The organism is Xanthomonas sp. NCPPB 1638 (assembly GCF_041475635.2).
Classification (GTDB): Bacteria; Pseudomonadota; Gammaproteobacteria; order Xanthomonadales; family Xanthomonadaceae; genus Xanthomonas; species Xanthomonas cucurbitae.
Genome location: NZ_CM192984.1, coordinates 251,619 through 273,610, shown reverse-complemented (window position 1 = coordinate 273,610; position 21,992 = coordinate 251,619). Strand labels below are relative to the sequence as shown.

At 64.7% G+C, this 21,992-nt stretch carries 20 protein-coding genes and 1 pseudogene; 5 read left to right on the top strand and 16 right to left on the bottom strand.

What is annotated here, in order from left to right:
- Positions 1-2: 2 nt before the first annotated feature.
- The 13 genes from ACCQ13_RS01145 to ACCQ13_RS01085 all read right to left on the bottom strand — a co-directional run bounded on the left by ACCQ13_RS01145 (position 3) and on the right by ACCQ13_RS01085 (position 13,844).
- Positions 3-155, bottom strand: a complete 153-nt coding sequence (locus ACCQ13_RS01145) for a hypothetical protein (protein WP_158251466.1) — start codon at positions 153-155, stop codon at positions 3-5.
- Positions 156-209: 54 nt separating this feature from the next.
- Positions 210-1,532, bottom strand: a complete 1,323-nt coding sequence (gene tagH / locus ACCQ13_RS01140) for a type VI secretion system-associated FHA domain protein TagH (protein ID WP_104605517.1) — start codon at positions 1,530-1,532, stop codon at positions 210-212.
- A gap of 259 nt (positions 1,533-1,791) precedes the next feature.
- Positions 1,792-2,340 (bottom strand): DUF6931 family protein, encoded by a 549-nt coding sequence (locus ACCQ13_RS01135; protein ID WP_104605515.1) that lies wholly within the window; start codon positions 2,338-2,340, stop codon positions 1,792-1,794.
- A complete protein-coding gene (tssI, locus tag ACCQ13_RS01130) occupies positions 2,337-4,301 on the bottom strand; it encodes a type VI secretion system tip protein TssI/VgrG (protein WP_159406475.1) in 1,965 nt (654 codons plus the stop codon). Before tssI ends, ACCQ13_RS01135 begins: the two co-directional genes overlap by 4 nt.
- A 139-nt stretch (positions 4,302-4,440) precedes the next feature.
- A complete protein-coding gene (locus ACCQ13_RS01125) occupies positions 4,441-5,772 on the bottom strand; it encodes a tetratricopeptide repeat protein (RefSeq protein WP_159406474.1) in 1,332 nt (443 codons plus the stop codon).
- A gap of 140 nt (positions 5,773-5,912) precedes the next feature.
- A complete protein-coding gene (locus tag ACCQ13_RS01120) occupies positions 5,913-6,200 on the bottom strand; it encodes a PAAR domain-containing protein (protein WP_104605511.1) in 288 nt (95 codons plus the stop codon).
- A gap of 70 nt (positions 6,201-6,270) precedes the next feature.
- A complete protein-coding gene (locus tag ACCQ13_RS01115; RefSeq protein ID WP_159406473.1) occupies positions 6,271-8,793 on the bottom strand; it encodes a serine/threonine-protein kinase in 2,523 nt (840 codons plus the stop codon).
- Positions 8,772-9,311, bottom strand: a complete 540-nt coding sequence (gene ecfK, locus ACCQ13_RS01110) for an ECF-type sigma factor EcfK (RefSeq protein WP_104605507.1) — start codon at positions 9,309-9,311, stop codon at positions 8,772-8,774. Before ecfK ends, ACCQ13_RS01115 begins: the two co-directional genes overlap by 22 nt.
- 228 nt (positions 9,312-9,539) lie before the next feature.
- Positions 9,540-10,079, bottom strand: coding sequence for a hypothetical protein (locus ACCQ13_RS01105; protein WP_146090360.1), 540 nt, complete (start codon positions 10,077-10,079; stop codon positions 9,540-9,542).
- Positions 10,080-10,258: 179 nt separating this feature from the next.
- Positions 10,259-11,050, bottom strand: coding sequence for a sensor histidine kinase (locus ACCQ13_RS01100; RefSeq protein WP_159406472.1), 792 nt, complete (start codon positions 11,048-11,050; stop codon positions 10,259-10,261).
- Positions 11,051-11,369: 319 nt separating this feature from the next.
- The gene (locus ACCQ13_RS01095; RefSeq protein ID WP_159406471.1) at positions 11,370-12,353 is read right to left on the bottom strand and encodes an IS5 family transposase; all 984 of its coding nucleotides are present in this window, start codon (positions 12,351-12,353) and stop codon (positions 11,370-11,372) included.
- 25 nt (positions 12,354-12,378) lie between these two features.
- On the bottom strand, positions 12,379-13,191 hold the full coding sequence (locus ACCQ13_RS01090) for a hypothetical protein (protein ID WP_159406470.1): 813 nt from the start codon (positions 13,189-13,191) through the stop codon (positions 12,379-12,381).
- Positions 13,192-13,196: 5 nt separating this feature from the next.
- Positions 13,197-13,844, bottom strand: coding sequence for a response regulator transcription factor (locus tag ACCQ13_RS01085; RefSeq protein ID WP_159406469.1), 648 nt, complete (start codon positions 13,842-13,844; stop codon positions 13,197-13,199).
- A 293-nt stretch (positions 13,845-14,137) separates the two neighbouring features.
- Between ACCQ13_RS01085 and ACCQ13_RS01080 the strand changes: the two genes are divergently transcribed.
- Positions 14,138-14,758 (top strand): helix-turn-helix domain-containing protein, encoded by a 621-nt coding sequence (locus ACCQ13_RS01080; RefSeq protein WP_104605626.1) that lies wholly within the window; start codon positions 14,138-14,140, stop codon positions 14,756-14,758.
- 42 nt (positions 14,759-14,800) lie between these two features.
- Here ACCQ13_RS01080 and ACCQ13_RS01075 read toward each other — a convergent pair whose 3' ends face one another.
- Together ACCQ13_RS01075 and ACCQ13_RS01070 are read right to left on the bottom strand one after the other, a co-directional pair.
- Entirely contained in the window at positions 14,801-15,277 is a 477-nt protein-coding gene (locus ACCQ13_RS01075) for a hypothetical protein (RefSeq protein ID WP_146090362.1), read from the bottom strand.
- 237 nt (positions 15,278-15,514) lie between these two features.
- Positions 15,515-15,880: a SymE family type I addiction module toxin gene (locus ACCQ13_RS01070; protein WP_104605624.1), complete on the bottom strand. Its 366-nt coding sequence runs from the start codon at positions 15,878-15,880 to the stop codon at positions 15,515-15,517.
- Positions 15,881-16,396: 516 nt separating this feature from the next.
- Between ACCQ13_RS01070 and ACCQ13_RS01065 the strand changes: the two genes are divergently transcribed.
- The 3 genes and pseudogenes from ACCQ13_RS01065 to ACCQ13_RS01055 form a co-directional block, all read left to right on the top strand.
- Positions 16,397-17,086 carry a hypothetical protein gene (locus ACCQ13_RS01065; protein WP_104605622.1) on the top strand — a complete coding sequence of 230 codons (690 nt, stop codon included), beginning with the start codon at positions 16,397-16,399 and terminating at the stop codon, positions 17,084-17,086.
- Complete coding sequence (locus ACCQ13_RS01060; RefSeq protein ID WP_104605620.1) at positions 17,083-18,534, top strand: XVIPCD domain-containing protein; 1,452 nt, start codon at positions 17,083-17,085, stop codon at positions 18,532-18,534. Before ACCQ13_RS01065 ends, ACCQ13_RS01060 begins: the two co-directional genes overlap by 4 nt.
- Before the next feature lie 125 nt (positions 18,535-18,659).
- Positions 18,660-19,058, top strand: a pseudogene (locus ACCQ13_RS01055) (XVIPCD domain-containing protein); the annotation flags it as partial.
- 918 nt (positions 19,059-19,976) lie between these two features.
- Here ACCQ13_RS01055 and ACCQ13_RS01050 read toward each other — a convergent pair.
- Entirely contained in the window at positions 19,977-20,246 is a 270-nt protein-coding gene (locus ACCQ13_RS01050) for a hypothetical protein (RefSeq protein WP_159406468.1), read from the bottom strand.
- Positions 20,247-20,681: 435 nt separating this feature from the next.
- On the opposite strand from ACCQ13_RS01050, the gene ACCQ13_RS01045 reads away from it, so the two are divergent.
- Positions 20,682-21,800 carry an ISL3 family transposase gene (locus tag ACCQ13_RS01045; protein WP_159407655.1) on the top strand — a complete coding sequence of 373 codons (1,119 nt, stop codon included), beginning with the start codon at positions 20,682-20,684 and terminating at the stop codon, positions 21,798-21,800.
- The last annotated feature ends 192 nt before the right edge of the window (positions 21,801-21,992 follow it).

The window sequence follows — 21,992 nt, the reverse complement described above, 5'->3', positions numbered from 1 at the left end:
GCTCAGGAAACGTCGCGCGCCACCGCACCGCGTGCATGCGCGCTCGTCATGTTGTTGGTCGGCTGCACGCCGCTGGCGATCGCGATGGCTGCACTGGCCAGGCCCCGATGGATCGCGTCGATGATGCGATTGTGCGGCGCATCGGCCAGATGCACCCGTCAAAATGTCTCAGGCACTACGGGCCGGATGCGCAGCGCGGCACTGCCGGCTTAGCGCGGCGCCGGCTGGCGCCGTGCCGACTTCAGGCGTGCCAGCTGGGCCTCGTAGGCGCGGGCGAACTCGTCGCCGAACAACCTGCGGAAACAGTCGTCCGGGTCGCCGCGCAGCTGGTCGAAGTGGTCGCGATAGCGCTCCCAGTAACGCCCCTTGCCGCCAAACCCCAGGCGCTTGCCGCCGGCGTCGGCCTCCTGCTCCAGGCGGTCCGGGCTGAAGTGGAACAGCATCGCGTCGAAGGCCGCACGCATGCCGGCCAGCATCGCCATCTGGTGGCAGCGGATATCGTCGAAGGCGTCTTCGAAGGCCGGCACCCCGGACAGGAACGCGGGGCTGGGCGGGGCCAGCAGTTTCTGCAGGGCGTCCTCGGCGGTGGCGGCGAACTTGAGCGGGTTGTTCTCCGAACGCTGGATCACCGTGACCGGCAGGCGGAAGGTGTTCTTGATCTCCGCGCGTGCACGCAGCACGTCCATCACTCCATCCACCACGATGGCGAAGAGGCGATCCAGCTCCGGCGGCACCTGCAACGTGGGGGCGGCCGTGCTGCCCGGTGGCGGCGCCGCGAACGCCGGTGCGGGTGTGGCGTGCGAAGCCTGCGATGCCGTGGGCGTGACCAGTGCGAAGTCGCCCAGCGTCATGTCCCAGTTCTCCGGCAAGGTGGCGCGCACCTGCCCGCTGGCCGGCGGGCGGAAATGGTCGTGGCCGGCGCTGCTGTGATTCCACGCCACCGGCGCCACGTTGGGCGCCGGGGCCGCGACGGGGTCGAGCAGGCGCAAGGGATCCAGTTCGCGCGGCGTGGCACCGGACAGCATCCCCTCCAGGGAATCGTCGATGGCAGGATGCTTGGCCACCGGCGCGCCGAAGTCCAGCAGATCGAACGGACTGGCCGCTGCGGCAGCACGCACCGGCGCTGGCGGCGGCGCGACCTGGGTGCGGTCGTCCATCGCCTCCAGCAAGGGGTCCAAGGCCGGCCGTGTGCCCGCCGGGGTGGACGATGCTTGCATTTGTACCTGCACCTGGATCTCGAAGCTGTCCAGCTGCAGGCGGTCGCCATCGCTCAGCGCGCAGGGGTCGGCGCGTGTCAACGGCGTCCCGTTGAGCGACATGCCGTTGGTGCTGCGGTCTTCGATGAAGTACATGCCGTTGAGGAAACGCACCACCGCGTGCAGGCGCGAGATGCCCGGCGCTGCCAGTACCCAATCGCTTTCGTCGGAGCGGCCGATGCTGCCGCCGCTGCCGGCAAACCGCTTCTGCGCGTTGGCGCCGAACTGCGCGGCAGGCGCGCCGCTGACGGTGAGGATCAACTGCGAACTGGACACGACACGGGCTCCTGCAAACAAGGATGGACGCCATGTGCAGGCGTCAGGCCATCGACGGCGGCGCGCCGATGGAACGGGTCAGCGGCGGCCCACCGCGCCGCCGCATGGCGACGCCCGAGGCGCGAGAACTGATGCACAAGGGCTTGATGCACCCGTGCTGTGATGGATGGCCACGCGCCGCGCATCGCGCCGACCAGCCACCCCGCAGCGCGCCCCAGCGCGCGCCGCGTGCACAACGCCGGACCTGGCGGCAGCGCGCTCATGGCGCCTGCACATTGGCCAGCAGCTCCAGCGCATGCATGGCATAGCCGCTGCGGCGCGTCGCCAACTCGGCGGGTTGGCGCGCCGCGAGCAAGGTGATGGCGGCGGCCACCGCGCGTGCGGTCAGGTACTCGGCCGGCGGCACCGCAGTGGCCTGCTGCGGCGGTGCCAGGCTGCCGCCGGACCAGGCCACCGCCGCCGCCAGCCAGGCGCCCAGCGAGACATACTCGCCGGCATGCGCGAACGCCTGCGCCGCGCGGCGATGCGCCTCGCTGGGGTCTCGCACCCATTTTTCCGCAAGCGCCGCGCCGGCGCGGTCTTCGTCCTCCAGTGCTTCGCCGCGCACGCACTGGCACAGCCAGGCCACCGCATAGCGCTTGGGCAGCAGGCGCGAAAGCAGCTTGATCGCATCCTCGTCGTGGCCATCGGCCAGCAACGCGCGCACCGCCGCTTGCGGCGCGAGCGGCGCTGCCAGCCGCGCGCGCGCCGGCGCCGACAGCTGCATCTGCGCACATGCCTGCGCCAATGAAAGCATGGGCGCGCTCATCCGATCATGATGAGGCCGCCACCGACCTGCACCAGGGCATCGGCCTTGATGCTGACCAGCGGCCCCTTGAGCGTGGCCGACGCGCCGGCTTCGGCGCTGAGCATGCCGCCGGAAGACAACTTCAGCGTGCCATCGCCGGCCACTTCGGTGGCAGGGGATTTGGCCTGCAGCTGCGCATTGGCGATCAGCTTGATGGCAGTGGCGGTGGTCTTGGCCTCCGAGCTCGCATCGATCAGGATCTTGACGCCGCTGAGCACGATCTCGCCGTTGCGCTTCATCACCAGCCGTGCGCTGCCGGTCACCAGCTCGATCTCTTCGCCGGCCTGCAGCAGCAGTTTCTTGCCGACATCCACGCTGTCATTGTTGTCGATGCGCGCTTTGCGATCGTGCTTGACCGTGATTAGCTGATCGTTGTCCACGGTGGCGGTGTGATCGTGCTGCACGTCCTGGCGCAGGTCGCGCTGTGCACGCAGGTAGACTTCTTCGGCGCCGGCCTTGTCGTCGAACCGCAGCTCGTTGAAGTCGGCCGCACCACCGAGCAGGCTGCGGCTGCGCACGCCGCTCTGGGTCTTGTTGTCGGGCAGGGCGAACGGTGGCGTATGATCGGCGTTGTAGACGCTGCCCACGATCAGCGGGCGGTCCGGGTTGCCGTCCAGAAAGCTCACCACCACCTCCTGCCCCACCCGCGGCAGGCTCATCGCGCCCCAGCCCTTGCCGGCCCACATCGACGCCACGCGCACCCAGCACGAAGGCGCGCCATGCGGGCGCGCCGCGCTGGCCCAGTGAAACGTCACCCGCACGCGGCCCTGCGCGTCCACCGCGATGTCTTCGTCGGTCTCGCCGGTCACCACTGCCGTCTGCAGGCCGGCGATGCTGGGCGTGGGCGTGCGTTGCAGGCTACGGAACGGCAGGCGGCTCTCCATCACCTGCACGGTGCTGGAAAACGTCGCCTCGCTGCCCTGTCCGGACGCCGCCAACGTGGTCTGCGCCGACAGCACCAGATACTCCTGATTGAACGCGCTGCGCGGATGGCCGTGCAAGCCGAACAGGGCACCCACCATCAGGCCACAGGCATTGGTGGTGGCCTGATGGCTGGCGCGCTGCACGTTGTGCGCCTCGCCGCGCACCTGCGCGTAGCGGCTGCCATCGCCCTGCACCGCATGCGTGCCCGGATAGTCGAAGGCGACCAGCCCGTCCACGCCGTGCAGGTCGGCTCCACCGGCCTGGGCATCGGCGGCGAGCGACGCACGCGGTTGCTGCGGGTCGTAGTCGGTCACGCCGTGCTGGGTGGTGTGCAGCGCGCGTGCACCGCGCCAGTGGCTGACCACCGCGCCCAGCAGTTGCCGGTCCTCCATGCCCGGCGGCACGTACGCCAGCCGGTCGACACCATTGCGCATCGCGTGTGCGCCCAGCGCATCGCACAGCACCAGGGTGTGCGCCGTGCGGCCGTGCGTGAAGTAGTAGTAGATGCCTTCCTGCTCCAGCAGGCGGCTGATGAAGCTGAAATCGTCCTCGCGGTACTGCACGCAGTAGCTGCGTTTGGGATACTGCGCGCTCAGTTGCTGCTGCACATCGCTGTAGCCGATCTCGCCCAGCACGCTGGCGACGATTTCCGGCACGCTCTGGTCCTGGTAGATGCGGCAGTCGCGGCGCTGGGTGAGTAGCCACGGCCGCGGCACCAACTGCAGCTCCAGCACGGTGTAGGCGATTGCATCGACCACGCTGACGCCGGCTTGCGCACAGCTGGCCACCATCCCGTGATACCAGCGTTGCGCGCCGGTGTCGTCGGCCAGCTCCACCGCCACCGGAGTGCCCAGTAGCGCGCGCAGGTCCGGTTGCGGTTGCGTGCACAAGGCCTCGATGCGGTAGTCGAACAGCTGCCCCAATGCCTCGTGCGCCTGCAGGCGCGACAGCCGCAGGCGCGCGCCAAGGTCCGAGTGCAGCGTGATGGTGCGTGGCATCGAAGCATCCACAGGTGAGTGAGCGGCGCGCGCGGTGGCCGGCATGCAGCGTGCGCTTGCACCGATGCCTGTCCGCCGGCCGGGTCGGCCGCCGGCAGCATGCTCACATGCCTGCCGTCGGCAAAGCCGACATTTCGTCTCAACCCACCGCCGGCGCCCGCGCGGTCACCACCCACCCGTGCACGGGCTGGCCGCGCTCGCTGCGCAATACCGCAGGGTCGATCGCAACCGGCTGCAGCCCGGCGCCGTACAGGGCCGCCAGCACATGCGCCTGGCTGTGCCGATAACGGCCGCTGGCATCGAGTTCGACCAGGTCATGCGGCGACTCCGATGCCTCCACCGTGAACCCCAGCACGCCACCCGCGCGCAACGCACCGGCAGCGGCGGCCAGCACCGTGTGCAAGGCGCCGAAATACACCAGCGTGTCCGCCGATGCCAGCACGTCCCAACACGCAGGCGCAGCCTGGAGATAGGCGGTGAGTTCGGCCACCTCCAGCACGTCGTAGCCACCGCGCTGGCGCGCCTTGTCCACCATCGCAGGCGACAGATCCACGCCAACCAACCGCTGCGCGTAGGGCCGCAGCAGCGGTGCGCACAGCCCGGTGCCGCAGCCGGCGTCCAGGATGGCCAATGCGGCGACAGGTGCAGGCAGGCAGGCGGCCAACGCCTCCATCAAGCGCTGCGGCGCACGGTAGTCCAGGTTGTGCAGCAACTGTTCGTCGAAACTGTCGGCAAAGCCATCGAACAGGGCACGCACGTAGGTGTCGCCCGCACGCGGTGGCGCAGCCGCTCCGCCGCAGGACGCCAGCATATGCACGGCCACCGCGTTGCCCGGGTCGCATGCCAGCCATGCGCGGTACACCGCCTGGGCCTGGGCATGCTCGCCAAGCAGGTACAGCCCGGTGCCCAGCGCTTCGCGTGCGGGCAGATGCTCCGGCGCCAGCGTGCAGGCCTGCTGCAGACACGCCACCGATTGCTGCAGGTGCTCGGTTGCCTGCGCGTTGTTGCGCAGGAACAACCCGAGCAGATAATGCGCCTGCGCCGAGGCCGGGTAGGTGTGCAGCAGCGCCGCATAGGTGACGAAGGCCTGTTCCGGCTGTCGCTGCGCCTCCAGCACGGCAGCCAGGTTGGCCAGCGCATCGGCATGCGCAGGTGCCAGCGCCAGCGCGCGGCGATAGCACTGCTCGGCATCGGGCAACCGCCCGCACTCGCGGTGCACGTTACCCAGGTTGTTGCAGGCATCGGGTTGGTGCGGGGCCAGCGTCAGCGCCTGGGTGATCGCTGTCACCGCTGCGGCACTGTCGCCGCGCTGGTGCAACAGCACGCCCTGGAAATGCAGCGCGTCGGCATCGGCGGGATGTGCGTCCAGCACCTGTGCGTACAACTGCGCGGCGTGTGCGAGCTGGCCGCCGCGATGCGCGGCGATGGCCTGCTGCAAGGTGTCCGGAGGCGGGCTGACGGCGGTGTGCATCGGGGCTGTCCTGGGCATGGTCATGAAGGTGGTGCGCCCTTGCAGGGCGGCGCTGGGCGAGGCAGCGCATGCGGGGTACCGACCGGTGACGCGCACATTGCGCGATGCCGTGCCGCGCATCGCGTCATGACCGCGACGCTTCAACCGATCAGTACGGTGAAACACCCCAGGGTGATGACCCCGCCATGCGCGGTGCTGTCGCCCAGGCGCGCGGCCGGTTGCCCGGCGATCAGCACGGTGGGCGCGCCGGCCACGATGCTGTCCGGCGGACCGACGCAGAGCGCGGTATCGCCAAGGCGCGCGGCGGGCAGGCCACCGATCAACACCGCTGGTGCCCCTGGCCCTAGAATCGGGCCGCCGACATGCGGCACCACGCCGGTCACCATCGGGCAGACATGCAGGTCGGTCAGGCGTGCGGCAGGTTGCATGGCACTGCAGGAAGGCGATCGGTGGCAGGCACTGTGCCGGGTTCGGCTGCCGGCCACCCGACAATCCGTCTCAGCGTGGCGCGGCCACGCGCTCGCTGGCGGTACCGGGCGGGACGGGCTCGGCCGACGCGGACAGTGCCAGCACCGGCCGCGCGGCCGGCAGCGACGCGGCGCCAGCGCCGTGCATGCCGGCCAGGATCTGCGCGGCCTGCAAGGCATGTGCGCGGGCATCGGCGCTGCGGCCAAGCGCCTGTTCGGCGTCGGCCATGCCGCGCAGGATCTCGGCCGTCTGCGGATGCGCACGGCCCAGCACGCGCAGCGAAGACGCCAGCGCCACACGCTGCTCGGCCAGCGCCTCTGCCACCCTACCAACCGCGTGCAGCCAGTCGGCATGATGGCTGCGATAGGTGATGGTGGCCGGGGCGTCCTCGCCGAAGGCCACGCGCGCACGCTCCAGCGCGGCACGGTAATGCGGCCCGGCTTGCGCCAGCTTGCCCTGCTGGCGCAATGCCCCGGCCAGGTTGGCTTGCGCCATCAAGGTGTCGGCGGCCGTGTCGCCATACAGCGTGTCGGTGATCTGCAGCAGCGCGGTGAGTTCGGTCTCGGCGCCGGCAAAGTCGTGCTGCATCAACAGCCACTGCGCCAGAGTGTTGCGCATCGACAATGCCAGTGGATGCGCCGCCCCGTGCAAGGCCATGCGCTCGCGCAACAGGCTGCGCTGCAGGGCGATCGCTGGCGGCAACTGCCCGCTTTCGGCCAGCATGCCGGCATACACGGTCCCGGCATCGATGCGCTGATCGGCGGTGCTGGCCGGATTGGCCAGGCCGGCGACATACGCCTGCCGGCTCTGCGTCATGGCCTCGCCCATGCGTCCTTGCTCGCGCAGCACCCATGCCAGCCGCGCACGCAGTTCGTTGCCCAGCGCCTGTTGCAGGGCATCGCCGCGTGCGGCCTGGGCAATGCCCTGGCGCAGCACCCGCTCGGCCTGGTCGGGTTGGCCAGCGCCGGCCAACGCCTGGCCAAGCATGGCACTGGCCCTCAACGCAGGCAGGCTGTCGGCCCCGTCGCTCTGCCGTGCCAGCACCTGCGCGGTACGCAGGTGTGCCACTGCCTGCGCATAGTCGGCCAGCGCGATCAGGCTGCGGCCCAGGGTGAGTTCGATCTGCGTCCGCGCCTGCGGCTGGTCGGCCAGCTCGCCTGCGGCACGCCAGGATGCCTGCTGCAGCACGCGCCGCATCAGCGTCTTGTCCAGTGCCTGCGCCACCGCCGGGTCCACGCTGGACAGCACCGAACCCATGAACTCCCCGGTGACCTGCGCGCGTTGCGCATCCCGCGCGGCCTGTTGCAGCGACCACACCGTGGCGCCCAGACCAACCATCGAGGCGATCGCCACCAGCGCGCCGGCCAGCACGCCATTGCGGTGACGTTGGGTGAACTTGCGCAACCGCAACCAGCCGCCGGCCTGCAAGGCGCGTGGCGGGTGGCCATCGCGCCAGCGATGCAGATCGTCCATCAGCGCCGAGACCGACGCATAGCGCGCCACCGGCTGCGGCGCCATTGCGCGCAGCACGATGGCATCCAGCCCATCGCGCAGCTGCCGTTGCAGACGCGTGGCGGAGGTGGCGCGCGCGGCGACGATGCGTGCGCGCGCATCGGCCGGTACCGCCGCCACCCGTTGCGATGGCGGCTGCGGCAGGCCGTCGCTGCCGGCCACCGGCGCCAGCCCGCAACTCAACTCATGGAGCATCGCGCCCAGCGCATAGATGTCGCTGCGCGCATCCACGTCCTGCGCGCCGCGTGCCTGTTCCGGGCTCATGTAGCCGGGGGTGCCGCGCGCCTGCGCGGTGGTCGCGCCCGGGTTGGCGGCATCGATGGCGATGCCGAAATCGATCACCCCCGGCATCGGGCGGCCATCGATCTCGCTCACCAGCACATTGCTGGGCTTGAGATCGCGGTGGATCACGCCTTTCTGATGCGCATGCTGCACCGCTTCGCCCACCCGCAGCATCAGCAGCACGCGCGCCTGCAACGACAACCGATGCGCATCGCACCACCAGGTGATCGGCTCGCCGCGCAGGTATTCCATCACCAGGTACGGCCGCCCCTGGTCATCGCTGCCCACGTCGTGGATCTGCGCGATGGCCGGGTGCACCATCTGCGCCAGCAGCCGGCATTCGAATTCGAACAAGGCCCGGCCCTGCGCATCCAGCGCATCGGCGGCCACCAGCTTGATCGCCACCTCGCGCTCGTAGGCGCCATCGGCGCGGTGCCCCAGGTACACCTGGCCCATGCCGCCGGCACCGAGCAGGCGGTCGATCGCCCATGCGCCAAAGCGCGTGCCCACCGGCAGCTCCGGCAGCGGTGCCTGCAACGCCGCGGCGGCCTGTCTCAGCGGTGCGCGCAGGCGCAAGGTGGCATGCGCTTCCACCGCCAGCATTGCCAGCAACTGGTCTCGTAACACCCCATCGGGGCCGGCCTGGGTCCGCGCGAAGGCCTCGCGCTCATCGGCCGGCAACCGGCAGGCCTGGTGGAACAATGTCTCCAGCCGCTGCCAGGCGGTGGCAGGCACGCTCACAACTGCGCCGCCAGCCATACCCGTGCAAAGCGCAGGTCGCGTTCCAACGTGGGCACCGACACCTCCAGTTGCTCGGCCGCCTCGGCCACGCTGAACCCTACCAGCTCGGTGAGTGCAAACGCCCTGGCCTTGCGCTCGTCCACCTGCGCCAGCTTGTCGAACGCATCGGCTACCAGCATCAGCGCCTCCGGCCGCGGTGCGCCATCGGACAGGCTGATGGTCAGCGTCACCGCCTGCCCAAGCCGTTTTGCACTGGCCTGCTGGCGCGCCAGGTCAACCAGCAGGTGGCGCATCTGCAAGGCCGCCACCGCATAGAAATGGCGGCGCGACCGAAACGCCTGCTGGCCCTGTTCCAACCGCATCCACGCCTCGTGCACCAACTCGGTCGCCTGCAGACCGGTGCGCCCGTCGCGTCGCAACTCGCGCAACGCCGTGGTGCGCAGCACTTCGTAGACCTGGCGCGCCAGGGCGTCGCCCGCGCCGGGCTCGGCGCGCTGCCAGGCCTGCAACAACTCGGTGATCTGCAGCTCGGCCATCGGCCCCATCCCGCCTGCGTGAAGGGGCAGTATCCCGCATTGGCGAGCAGGCCGGACAGGCGAAAGATGACCGGTTGATGCGCCGGGCGTGCCCGGCCCTTCTCGGCGACAACGCGCCGATGGCGTGTGCCGCAGCCGCGTGGGGGGCGATGGCGGCCTGCAACGCCGGTTGCTACGCCGGCGCCGGCATCGGGCAGGCGGTACTGGCGAGCTTCACCCAGGATGCACTCACGTCTCGAACCTGGAACCGTACAACCCCTCGTAGCTCGTGACACAGCCGGTAACGAACAACGACGCCTGGCCTTTTTGCGACGACGTGGCGGTCAGCACGGTGACTTTGCTGCCACCCGCGTTGCAACCGTTGTGCCCGGTGCGCAGATTGCCCACCTCGCCCCAGCACACGAAGCGCTTGAACTCGCTCTTGAGCACTTTCTTGGCGAGCTGCGCATGCTCGTCCAGTGCAACGGACAATAGCACCCAGGGGATGACGTGGCAGACCGGAGGCTTGCGGAGTTGCCCATGGGGCGTGGATGCGGCGCCGATTTCCTGGAACTGGCCATTCAACTTGATCGTCCCGTCGCCGCCCTCGCCACAGGCGACCTCGAAGCCGCCCTTGCCGTCGGGTTTTCTGGCTGCATAGACCAGATTCCAGGTGGTGCGGTACGGACTGGGCCGCCCTGGAACGCTGCCAACCCAATCGAAATCGTCGGCATCGGCATCGACCACGGCGTCGGCCATGCTGTTGATGTCGGGATCGGTCAGCAGCAATTCCGATTCGCTGGCACCGTTGCTGTATCGGGCCGGTCGCGGCGCACTGCGCTTGGTAAAGACGGCTGACATGGTCCACTCCGCTGAAGATGACATCATCGGCGCGTGCGTCACTGCAGGCCGGGCGACGGCGCATCGTGCGATTACGCCAGGATGCCAACCCGTCAGAACGTCTCAGATCACCGCGAATCGGCAGGCGTCAGCGGGATCCGCAGCGTCACCCGCGTCCCCTGGCCAGGTGCGCTTTCGACGGCGAGCACTGCACCGATCTTTGCGGCCCGCAGCCGCATGCCGCTCATTCCGCGCCCGGCACGCGATGCCTGCGCCGGATCGAAACCGCAGCCGTCGTCGCCGACCCGGATGACCACCTCGCGGTGATCGGCCAGCACCGCCAGGCACAGCTCGGTGGGATGCGCATGGTGGAGAGCGTTGTTGATCGATTCCTGCACGATGCGCAGGATTGCCAAGGCTCCTGCCGGACCCAGCGCCTCCACTGCGGGAATTGGCTGCACCTCCCAGCGCAGCACGATGCCCAATGCCGCCAGGCGTGGCTGCAGACGGAAGCGCAGGTTGCCCAGCAACGGCAGCACGTCGCCTTGAGCCACATCCAGGGAGTCGATAATCAGCCGCAGGTCCTGCAGCGATTCGTCGATGACCCGTGCCAGTTCGCTGCGCGCCACCTCCGGACGCAACGCAAGCCGCTTGGCGGTGATGAGCTGTGCGCCCATGCCGTCGTGCATGTCCTGCAGGATGCGCACGCGCTCCAGGCCGATCGCATCGCGCTGCAGGCGCACGGCTTCTTCCCGGTCCACCACGAAACGCTCGCCGAAGAACAGCAGCAGCATCACGCTGCACGGGATGGAACCGGCCGAACTGTAGCGGAAGCTGTCCCACGGCAGCCAGTCCCACGGCAGCACCACCGACTGCAGGACCGTCGCGGCCCAGACGATCCCCGAGATCCCGAGCAGCACCTGACCCAGCGACCGCAGACGTTAGGCGTGTTGCAGGATCCACGCGCAGATCATCACCAACGCCCCTACCAGCGGCACCAGCGCGATCCAGCCGCGATCGTCGATCTGGCGCAGCACCGCCAACACGCCCACCACCAGCATCGTGCCGCCCCACAGCGCATCGCGCAGGCGGACGGCGCTGCCGCGCTGGACCCCGGTGAGGTAGGGATTGTCTGATCAACGCAGCCAGGAGACGGAAAAAGCCGTCCTGGGTCGCGTAAAACTCGTTCAGACCCTCGATTTTCGCCGTTTTCAGCGCATTTCCGAGGGTTTCCCCGGATTACAGACGCAACTCGGCCATCGCAGGCAATAAGTGCTTTCGCTTCTGCCACAGGTTCGACAGCGCAAACAGCGTCAACACCTGCGCGGTGTTCTTCGCCAAACCGCGATAGCGCACCTTGACGTAGCCGAACTGGCGTTTGATAACGCGGAACGGATGCTCCACCTTCGCCCGCAGGCTGGCCTTGGTGTGCTCCCAACGCTTTGCCCGCTTCAACGCGCGTTTGTTCTTGATCTGCTTCAACTTCGAGCGCTTTTCTGCGATCAGGTAGCGCAGCTTGCGCTTGCTCGCCATCTCTTCGCGCTTGTCCAGTCCGGTGTAGCCGCTGTCCCCGCTCACCGTGTCTTCCTTGCCGTGCAGCAGTTTGTGCGCCTGCGTGATGTCCGCCGCGTTGGCTGCCGTGCATTCCACGTGGTGCACCAACCCGGACTCATCATCCACGCCAATGTGCGCTTTCATCCCGAAGTAGTACTGGTTGCCCTTCTTGGTCTGGTGCATTTCCGGATCGCGTTCGCCCTGCTTGTTCTTGGTCGAACTGGGCGCAGCAATGATCGTGGCATCCACGATCGTGCCACCACGCAAGCTCTGGCCCTTGCGTGACAGATGCGCGTTCACTCGATCAAACAGCTTGCGTGCCAAGTCGTGCTGTTCCAGCAGATGCCGAAAGTTGAGAATCGTGGTCTCATCCGGCACCCCATCCAGGCCGCCGATCTTCGCAAAACGCCGCATCGACAACGTGTCGTACAACGCCTCTTCTGCCCCAGGGTCGCTCAGCGCATACCACTGCTGCAGAAAGTGAATCCGCAGCATCGTCTCCAGTCGATACGGCTGTCGACCAGGCTGGCCCGACTTGGGATAGTGCGGTTCGATCAGCGCCAGCAAGGCCTTCCAAGGCACCACCTGATCCATCTCGGCCAGGAACACCTCCCGCCGTGTTCGCTTGCGCTTGCCGTTGTACTCCGCGTCGCCAAAGCTCAGTTGCATCGAAATCGTCCGCTTGGATCGTCGGTCAATTGTCGCAGATCAGGCTGCTTTGTTCAGAGCGTCCGTAGAGCCCTCCCCGGCACAACAACCAGACCACGGAGGTGAACACCAGGATCCGCACCGCGTGGCGGTCGCCCGGCGACAACGACAGCGGTGGCAGCAGATCCAGCACCAAGGACATCACGCCCAGCCCCAGGCCGATCACCATCATCAGGTAGTTGCGCCGCCGCTGCGCATACGCATAGGCCAGGCAGACGGCCGCGCCCAGCAACAGCACCTGCACCAGCGGCAGGACCACCTGCAGCAGATGCTGGCGCTGCCAGACCGGTGCAATCCGCTCCACCGGCCCCAAGCGCACCGCCGACAGCCCACTGCGGACCTGCGCATCGCCGCGCAGCCGGATGGTCAGCGTGTTGCCGCCCACGCGGAAGGCACTGGAGGGCAGCACCACGTACATCGGCGCGTCGCGCCCCTGGCTGGAAGCGCCACGGGGCAACGCCAGCGGCGTGTAGGGGCTCAGCAGCGCACCGTTGAGCCAGAGCTCGCCGGCCATCGCCAGCCGGGGCAGGTAGAGCGCCTGCGGTGCCGCGGGCAACCGCTGCAGCGTGAAGGCAATGCGGTACCACGCCATCCCGCTGGTCGTGGGTCGGCGCGCACGCCAACTGTCGGGCAGGGTGACGGGGTGCCACCCATGCGTGGGCGGCAACGGTTGGGCACTGAGGACGAACTGTGCATGCGTCAGCGTCTGCGTGCCCGCGATATGGGCCGGCGGACGCGCCGGATCGAACCACACCAGCGCCAGGGTCGCCGACAGCAACAGCACTGCCAGCAACGCCACGCGCATCATCGGATCAGCCCACGCAACCGCGCCTGATTCACTGCCTGCACGCGGTTGTTCACCGCCAGCTTGTTGTAGATGTGCTTGATGTGGGTGGAAGCGGTATGCGCGGAAATCTGCAGATGCTCGGCGGTTTCGCTCACCGTGAAACCCTGCGCAATGCGGGTGAGGATCTCGATCTCGCGGGGTGTCAACGCATCGGCAGGATGCGCCGGCGCGGCCGACACCGGCGCCAACCGCGCCAGCAGATGCTTGGCGATGTGCGGGGACAGCGGCGCACCGCCCTCGTGTACCAGCGCAATCGCACGGACGAACTCATCGGCCGCGCTGTCCTTGAGCAGGTAGCCGCGCGCACCGGCCTCGATGGCGCGAATGACATGCGCCTCGTCGCCGAAGATGGTCGCCACCAGCGTAGGCATCGGCGGATGCCGCTGCGCGCACTCGGCGATCAACGCACTGCCGTCGCCGTCGGGCAGGCCCAGGTCCACCACCACCACGTCCGGTTGCGTGCGCGCCAGCAGCGCACGCGCATCCACCAGCGACCCGGCCCCGCCCAGCCAACGCAACCCCGCGTGTTCGCACGCCATGCGCTCGAACTCGGCACGTAGATGGGCATCGTCTTCGACGACGACGAGGGAAATCGGATCGGACATCGCAAGACCTTGGCAGGAACCGCCCAATGGCGGCAACGGAGAAACCCGGCCGCGGCAGCCTCCCCGGCACCACGGCCACGCGCAGCAGTGAAGGCCTATTCTAGGCCGCGATCCGCATGATCGACCTACCGCGTTCGCGGTAGGCCGCAGGCCACCGTGCCAATACCGCAAACACGGTACGCGCGCGCAAGACCCGGTTCCTAAGCTGTGCGCCACCGCCCGCACCACCACCCGTGGCATGGGCCGACCACCGTGTGCCAGACGGCCACGCGTGCACCGCTCCAGGGGAACCCATGTGCCAGTTCATCGCCCAACCTGCGCCACCACACCCGTTGCACGCGCGTCTGCTGACGCACGTAGAGCGGCATCTGCACGACCCCGCGCGGGGCATGACCTCGCTGCAGACAGACTTCGGGCTTTCGCGCGCCACCCTTTACCGCATCTTCCAGCAGCTGGGCGGCCTGCATGGCTACATCCGCGACCGCCGCCTGGACGCAGCCCACGCGCACCTTGTCAGCGCTCCCGACTGCAGCCTGACCTGGCTGCTCTACGAACTGGGCTTCAACTCCGAACGGCAGTTCCAGCGCGCATTCCTGGCCCGTTTCGGCATGGCACCGTCGGAATGGAAGCGGCAGTGCCAGAGCAGCGCACGGCTGGCGCCGCAGCGCAGGCGCCTGCAGTGGGGTCCGCGTGCTGTTGGCCAGTGCAACCACAGCCCCGCGAACCCTGCTGCCCCCGGGCCTGGAACGCCACCGGCAAAAGATCGCACCGGCTCCGATGGGTCCACTGGCTATTGCAGCGCCCCGTATGCAAGACGCCACGCCGACGGTCAGCATGCACAAGACCTCGCCTGCTCGGCGTTCGATCCCGCGTACGGATCACCATTGCCGCCTACCTCCAGCGCGTTGTCGTGAACCGGCACGACACCCTGCGGGGAACGGATCTTGAAGCAGGATTCAAGGATCCGGGAGGTTATCGGGGACTTCCCCTTTGCCCCTGTCGAATTTGTAGCTTTGCAACCGCCACTCCCCAAGGCCCGATGGAAGATCTTGGAGACCCCAGACATAAATCCAGGACTCGTACCCGCCATTGGGATAGGTCTGCGTCACTTCGATTGTTTCACCTGGAATGCCTGACGCAGGGAGCGGAACTGGCGGACCGCCAGGACCTTGAGACGCTGTCGCCATTGACGGTGAGCTGACTGGTCCTGAGTGCTTCACCGTCATGGTGCCACCCTGCAGAAGCGGTTGATATTCAGGCGAGCGCTTGGTGATCCAATCGCGTATTGCACCGATTTCAGGTGCACCGGCGCCGTAGACCTTTTGCGTAGTCAACACCGTGGTGACGTTCGTCTCCTTGGTACTGGCCGGACTGATTCCGGCGGTAGCAAGCAAAGCCACCATCAACACCACACTCAAGACTACCCGTTTCATACACGCATCTCCTTGTGCCACCCCCCTGCGAAATTTCTATATCACAGCTGCACTCTTCACATCAAGTCACCGCAGCTGATTTTCTCGCAGACCTGTGAATCACGCTGTAGTAGCGTCAGCGGCTGCGCTTCATCACCAGACTGATTACTGCTCCACTTCTCGAATGAATGAGAAAAAGGCATAGACACCAGTGCATCACAAGTGTTGGAATTGTCAGCAGCAATCCATGGTGTTGCTTCACGCGCAGCTCGATTCCGAATGCGCCACGCTGACGACCAGCTCGCCGTTGCGCATGCGGATGTTGAGTTTGCTGCCGATGGTGAAGCCGAGTTGTTCCAGCCAGCGGCCGCGTAGACGCAGCGTGGGGATGCGTTGGTCGCTGACGGGGTAGTAGCCGTAGCCGACGGTGCAGTGGTGCGGGGCACGCGGGTGGCCTGGGCGGCGCGGCTTGCTGGGATCGGGGTGGGGCTCGGGGATGGGGGTGCGCTCGAGGTAAGGCCGCGGCGGGATCGAGGGGTCGAGCGAGTGCCAGCCGATCTCGGTGGGCGGCGGCAGCGTGGCGCGCTTGCGTGCTGACGTGGGACTGGACGTGGATCGACGCATGGCAGAGCCCTCCTTGACGAACAGGCCCCGCCGCCGGGTGGCGACGGGATGTCGGGAGGTTAGAAACCGCACACAGTCGGCGGGCGTATTTCCCCGAAGGGTGTTGTATTAGCCGCCCTCCCGACGCAGGCAACGCGTCGGTTGTGCCAGCAAGATGCTGCAGGCACAAAAAACCCACCGGTTTGACGGAGGTGGGTACCGCTGTGTGAGGAGTTTCTACGCTCCTTGGCGAAAAGACTGCTACGTGCTGCGTGACATGTCAACTGGCTGATGCTGGCAATCTGGAAAGCGTTGATAGAAGATCCCTTGCATCAACGTTTGAAGCAGCAAGGTCAGAGTTGGATTAAACCTAGAGAGATTGCTACTCCAAGCGCACCTCACCCTCCCGCAAATAGCTTTCCGTCCCCTCGCTATCCACCACCATCGCACCACTTAGGTTCGGGCTCGGTACTGCAGGACACCAACGGTGCGAAAAACAACTGACCAGCATCGCGATGTCGCGTGAGTAGGATTCCAATGATAAAAATCAGCTTCCGAAACCTGCTTCCCTTGCTGCTGCTTTCACTAGCGCTACCAAGTGCATGCGCTCGCACGCCTGGTGAAGCGAGACGGGATGCAGGCACGCCATCTGCTATAACACAGACGCCAACCTCTTCAGATAAAGGCAAAAGCAACGAAAACAGCGCCGATGTCGTCTCTTCCAACACTACTCTGCAAGAATTGGAACGCCGGCTGTTGCGCTTCATCGATGGACTAACAGCGCCCGCGGATCTGAACTACCCGAAGATGGAGTCGGCACTTGGCATCAAGCTTGGACCGCCGTCTGATCCGGCATACCCGTGGCGTGAAGTAAAGGAAGTTCCTCTGGCCGAAGGCTATGGGCTCTACGCGACGCATCGCCCAACGAAAGATGGATTCTCGCGGATAGAGGTTGCAGTGACTCTACCTGACCATAGCAACCCCACGCGCATACCTACGTCTACTTGCATCTGGCAAGCAGAAGCACTCTCCAAAGCGCTTGAAGGGATGGGATACACGCGCGGCGGGCAGCGGCCTTTTCAGGGTGGATGGCTCCGCCAGCATTGGCGCGCGATCAACGACGGAAGTCAGATTTTTTCGGTCTCATTGCTTCTTTATCGAACCAATGAACAAGGCAGTCCACAAGAGTGCGCTTACAGCGTAAAGATCGATGGAGGCAAGCCATGAACCGAGTTGACCCACGTATCGAGCCTCTACTTGCCCAGATGGCAAAGGATCCTGCACTTCCTGCTGGTGCCGAGGCGAGCATCCGGCAGACAATTGCTGAGTCACCCTACCTTTCAAACCTGCTGGGTGATGCCATTGAGAAAGGCCGAATTGATGCGATTGCTGTGTCGCATGGACAGAACAACGGAGGTCACTTCCAGGACGGTAAAGACGGAAAGGCGGGCTCACTCAATGTCAGTGAAGTAGCGTTCAAAGACTTCGCAGGATCAGAGCGCATCGACTACCTCACCGAGATCATGGGCCATGAAACGATGCACGGCGTGTTGGCCCAGCATCGTGCCGACGCCCTTGCCGATTTCGGCAAAAGCATGGGCAACCGGATGCAGGACGCCTATGACAATCGGGAGAATCAGGTCGACCTGACTGGCACTACGCGTGTTTACCTGGATTCCACGCGCGCAGACGAAGCGCTGTCGGAGATCTCAGGAATGCGTGCCTTGCATGATCGAATCAAACATCTGAATCCTCAGATGTCCGACGGCATGGTTAAGCGGGAATTGCTCGACCGGTCCAGCAGCCGGTGTGTCGTGAGGCAACCGAACGGTGCTCCGCAATTCGCGGACGGGCTGACTTACGATGCACTCACCAAGCAGCCCTTTTCGCGCGACGATGCGCTGACCAAGTCGGTTGAGCAGTGCTTTTATGACAGCAGTGGCACGCTAGGCCCACATGGCGATTCCGACTATCGGAACTACTATGGCGTCAATCCGATCAGTCACATCGCGCAGAACTACGCGCATCTGGCGCATGACCGCCAGCCTCCGGAAGTCCGCATCGATCTCAAATTGTTAGGCCTGGACCCAAGACAGCTAGAGCGCAACGGGCTGGACCTCGGGCCTGCAAAGACCTTCAACATCGTTGACCTTGGCAAGGACGGCTATGGCATGGTCCAGCTCAAGGACACGGGCGCACGCGGCGTTAGCTCTCCCAATCTTGCGGCACCGAACGAGCCAAACCGCAGGCTTACCCCTGCAGAAGCGGGGCACCCTGACCATGCCATGTATCAGCAGATCCGCAGCAAGGTGGAGCAGCTGGACGCCGCAAATGGCCGCACGTTTGACGCGACCAGTGAAAGGATGACAGCCAGTCTGCTGACGCTAGCCAAAGACAACGAGCTAACCCGGGTGGACCATGTGCTGCTCAGCGAAAAAACCGAGGATCTTCCAGCTGCACAGAATATATTCCTGGTACAGGGCAGACCGGATGACCAAGCAATGTTGCGTGCACAGATGCCCACTGTCGAAGCGGCCCAACGTCCGGTGCAGGAGAGCTTTTCGCAACTGGAATCCGTCAACCAACGCCTGGAACAAGATCGCGTGCGGGAACAATCGTTGGAGCAGCAGCGCTCGCAGGAGCAACAGCAGCGCGGGCCGACTCCGCCGCTGTGAGAATTCCAATACGACCGCAATTGGATTAATGCCAGGGTGCACTTCATCTTTTATAAGTGGAGAATTATTTGACTCTGACCCTATTCCTGATTCCTGACCCTATTCCTGACCCTATTCCTGGTTCTGACCATGCCATGTATCAACAGATCCGCAGCAAGGTGGAGCAGCTGGACGCCGCAAATGGCCGCACGTTTGACGCCACCAGCGAGCGGATGACAGCCAGTCTGCTAACGCTAGCCAAAGACAACGGGCTAACCCGGGTGGACCACGTGCTGCTCAGTGAAAAGACCGAGGATCTTCCAGCTGCACAGAATATATTCCTGGTACAGGGCAGACCGGATGACCAAGCAATGTTGCGTGCACAGATGCCCACTGTCGAAGCGGCCCAGCGTCCGGTGCAGGAGAGCTTTTCGCAACTGGAATCCGCCAACCAACGCCTGGAACAAGATCGCGCACGGGAACAATCGTTGGAGCAGCAGCGCTCGCAGGAGCAACAACAGCGAGGCCCCGTTCCGTCGCTTTGAGGCGATGACGTGTCGCACCTACCATCAAAACGGTCGGCAGCTCCTCGCTTTCGACAAGGAACGGGGGCTGATGCCTAAATGAATCTGACTCCGTACTCGATGTGCAGTCTAACGTCTGAATCAAGTCGTCCAGGGAAGCGGTGTCGGCTTGAATGAATTATTAGGAGTTTCCGCGTAAGATTGCAGCCCTATTATGCTCGGAGGCTTGCGCAAGCCTTGCAAGAATTCCTATAAAGCAACCTATAGCAATGATCCCCACGCCCATTGTCGCCTGACTAAGCGAAAGAACGCCTATTGTAACAGCAAGGATTGCAATGACGACGAGAGCAGTGCTCATGACTAAAGCTCCTAGTAATTAACCGACGAACAAAGGTGACGAACTGCAAAAAGATTCGTGACAAGGTTGGATCGAGGAACGGTTTCAGGCTGACTTATTAATTTCTCATGGGCCGATTTTTTCGCTTTTATATGGCACACGTACCTCAAGAAGTGAACCTGACCCCGTTTTCCGCCGAAACCATTTATTTTGGGGAACCAGTGGTGAACTGAATCTGTTGTTTGCGACCCTCACCAGCAGGAAACGGGGTCAGGAAACGGGGTCAGGTTGACTTATTAAGTGAACTTGACCCTGTTCTTGGGGTGGGTTGTTTGCATTGAATTCAGCCTCTTCCTGAGGAGATAATGCTTTAGTTTGGAAGAAGCCGTTACTAACCTGCGTGTACGTATACCCGCAATTTGGACACGTAATATTTTCACGTTCTTTGGTGCCTGGCATCTGAAGGCCATACTCAGACACGAAAAATGGGCGCCTGCATTCTGATCTTTCGCACCGCTCTACCGACATTTTCTTCTCCTGAGGCCTAATTTCTAAGTAAACCGCGCCGAGAAGCGGCGTCGGTTTGAATGAATTGTTAGGCCTTACCACTTGACCAAATACGTACGTGCTTCTGGATCTCCGGCTGGTTTGACATCAAATCCGCGAGTGCTGAGAGTGAGAATTGCATACTCGATACCTTGGTTAGTATGCGCATTCTTTGCCAGCGCGACCGTAGCTCCATTTGAACGTTGTTGCTCGGCGGCAAAGCCAATGATGTTCTCGAAGAACGCTAGCGTTTCTTCGCGAGAAGCAGGAACAGTTGATGAAATTAATCTAGCGCGGTCGGCATCGATGTTGGTGAAGTCTGTCATGGGAAATCCCTTTATGGTTGATGTAAGGCCTAACGCGTGAATTAAGCCGACCCGCAAAGCGGGTTGGACTTGAATGATTTGTTGAACGCGCTCCCGAGGCGATGGCTACGCAATCAACGAAGATACAGACTTTGTAATGCCAAAGATTGCAAAGCAACCGCCAGCAAAAATTAAAAAAACAGGCTCATCGCGGATTCGTGTGGGTGCCTTGAGGCCCCTGAATCTGCGTTGAGCCTTGGAAACAGGCCCTTTCCACCGTCCCAGAAGGTGGTACATCCTGTGCTGACTTCTTGACGCGGTGTTCTGCATGAAAACGGGCCGTCGGCTGAGTGAGTTGTTTTCCTTCCCCGGCTTTGCGGCGGAGTCCACGCTCAAGGGCGTGTTCGGCGCCCCGAAGGCGCGGATCGTGACCTTGCGGCGCCGAAAAAAACGGCCGTGTGTTCCAACTGTGGCCATCGGTGTCGCAGCCGCTACGACAAGCGCCTGTGCCGCGCCCGCGACTTGCGGGCGGCCGGCTGGATGCTGTTCGTGGAGTTCGAGCGCTGGCGGGTCGATTGCCCGGGGTGCGGCGGCGTGCACGTAGAGCGGCTGGACTGGCTGGCCAAGAATCCGCGCTACACCGAGCGATTCGCCCTGCATGTGGGCAATCTGTGCCGAAGCATGACGCACAAGGCCGTGGCTGAGCTGGAGCGCCTGCACGACAGCACGGTCAAGGAGCTGTCCAAGCTGTACATGGCCGAGCAGGTGCGCCGGGCGGGGACGCCGGCGCCGCGCGCCATCGGCATCGACGAGATCGCGATCCACAAGGGCCATGACTACCGCGTTGTGGTCAGCGATCTGGAGCGCGGCCGACCGATCTGGTTCGGCGGCAGTGGGCGCACCGAGGCGGACATCGACCAGTTCTTCGCCGAATTGGGCCCAAAACGTAGCGCCGGCATCGACGTGGCGGTGATGGACATGTGGCGGCCGTTTCGCAACTCGGTGGGCAAGAACGTGCCCAACGCCAGCATCGTGTTCGACAAATTCCACATCATGCGCCACCTGTCCGACGCGCTCGATCAGGTGCGGCGCGACGAGTACAAGCGCCTTCAAGGCCAGGATCGCAGTTACATCAAGGGCCAGCGTTACACCCTGCTGAGCAATCGCGAAAACCTCACCCTGGACGGTCGAAAGGCGCTCGCCAAGTTGCTGGCGGCCAACAAACGTCTGAACACGGCGTACCTGCTGAAAGAGTCCTTCGGACAGCTGTGGAGCTACCGCACCGAGCGTGGTGCACGGGAGTTCTTCGAACGCTGGAAGCAGAGTCTGCGCTGGCAGCGGCTTGCGCCCTACCAGACGTTCGTGGGGATGATCGAGCGGCACTGGGACGGCATCGCGGCGTACTGCAGGCCGGAGAACAAGGTCAGCCTCGGCCTGGTGGAAGGGCTCAACAACAAGATCCGGGTCATCCAGCGCAGCGCCTACGGCTATCGCGACGAGGAGTTCCTGAGGCTCAAGATCATCGCCAGCTTCCTGCCCGCGCTACCCGAAAATGCTCGATTGCACCCACAGTGATCCGCGAAGACCCAAAAAACAGGGACGCAACAGCCCATGGCTTTGCCTACCTTACGTTGCCGTCCCGATTTGGAGAGCGGTACACCAAGTTGCCGTGACAGCTTGGACTTTGCATTTGAAATACCGATAGCACGCTTCCACGAAAAAGATAAACCAGAAATCCCCTTTTTCTTGCGTCCCATGACTATCTCC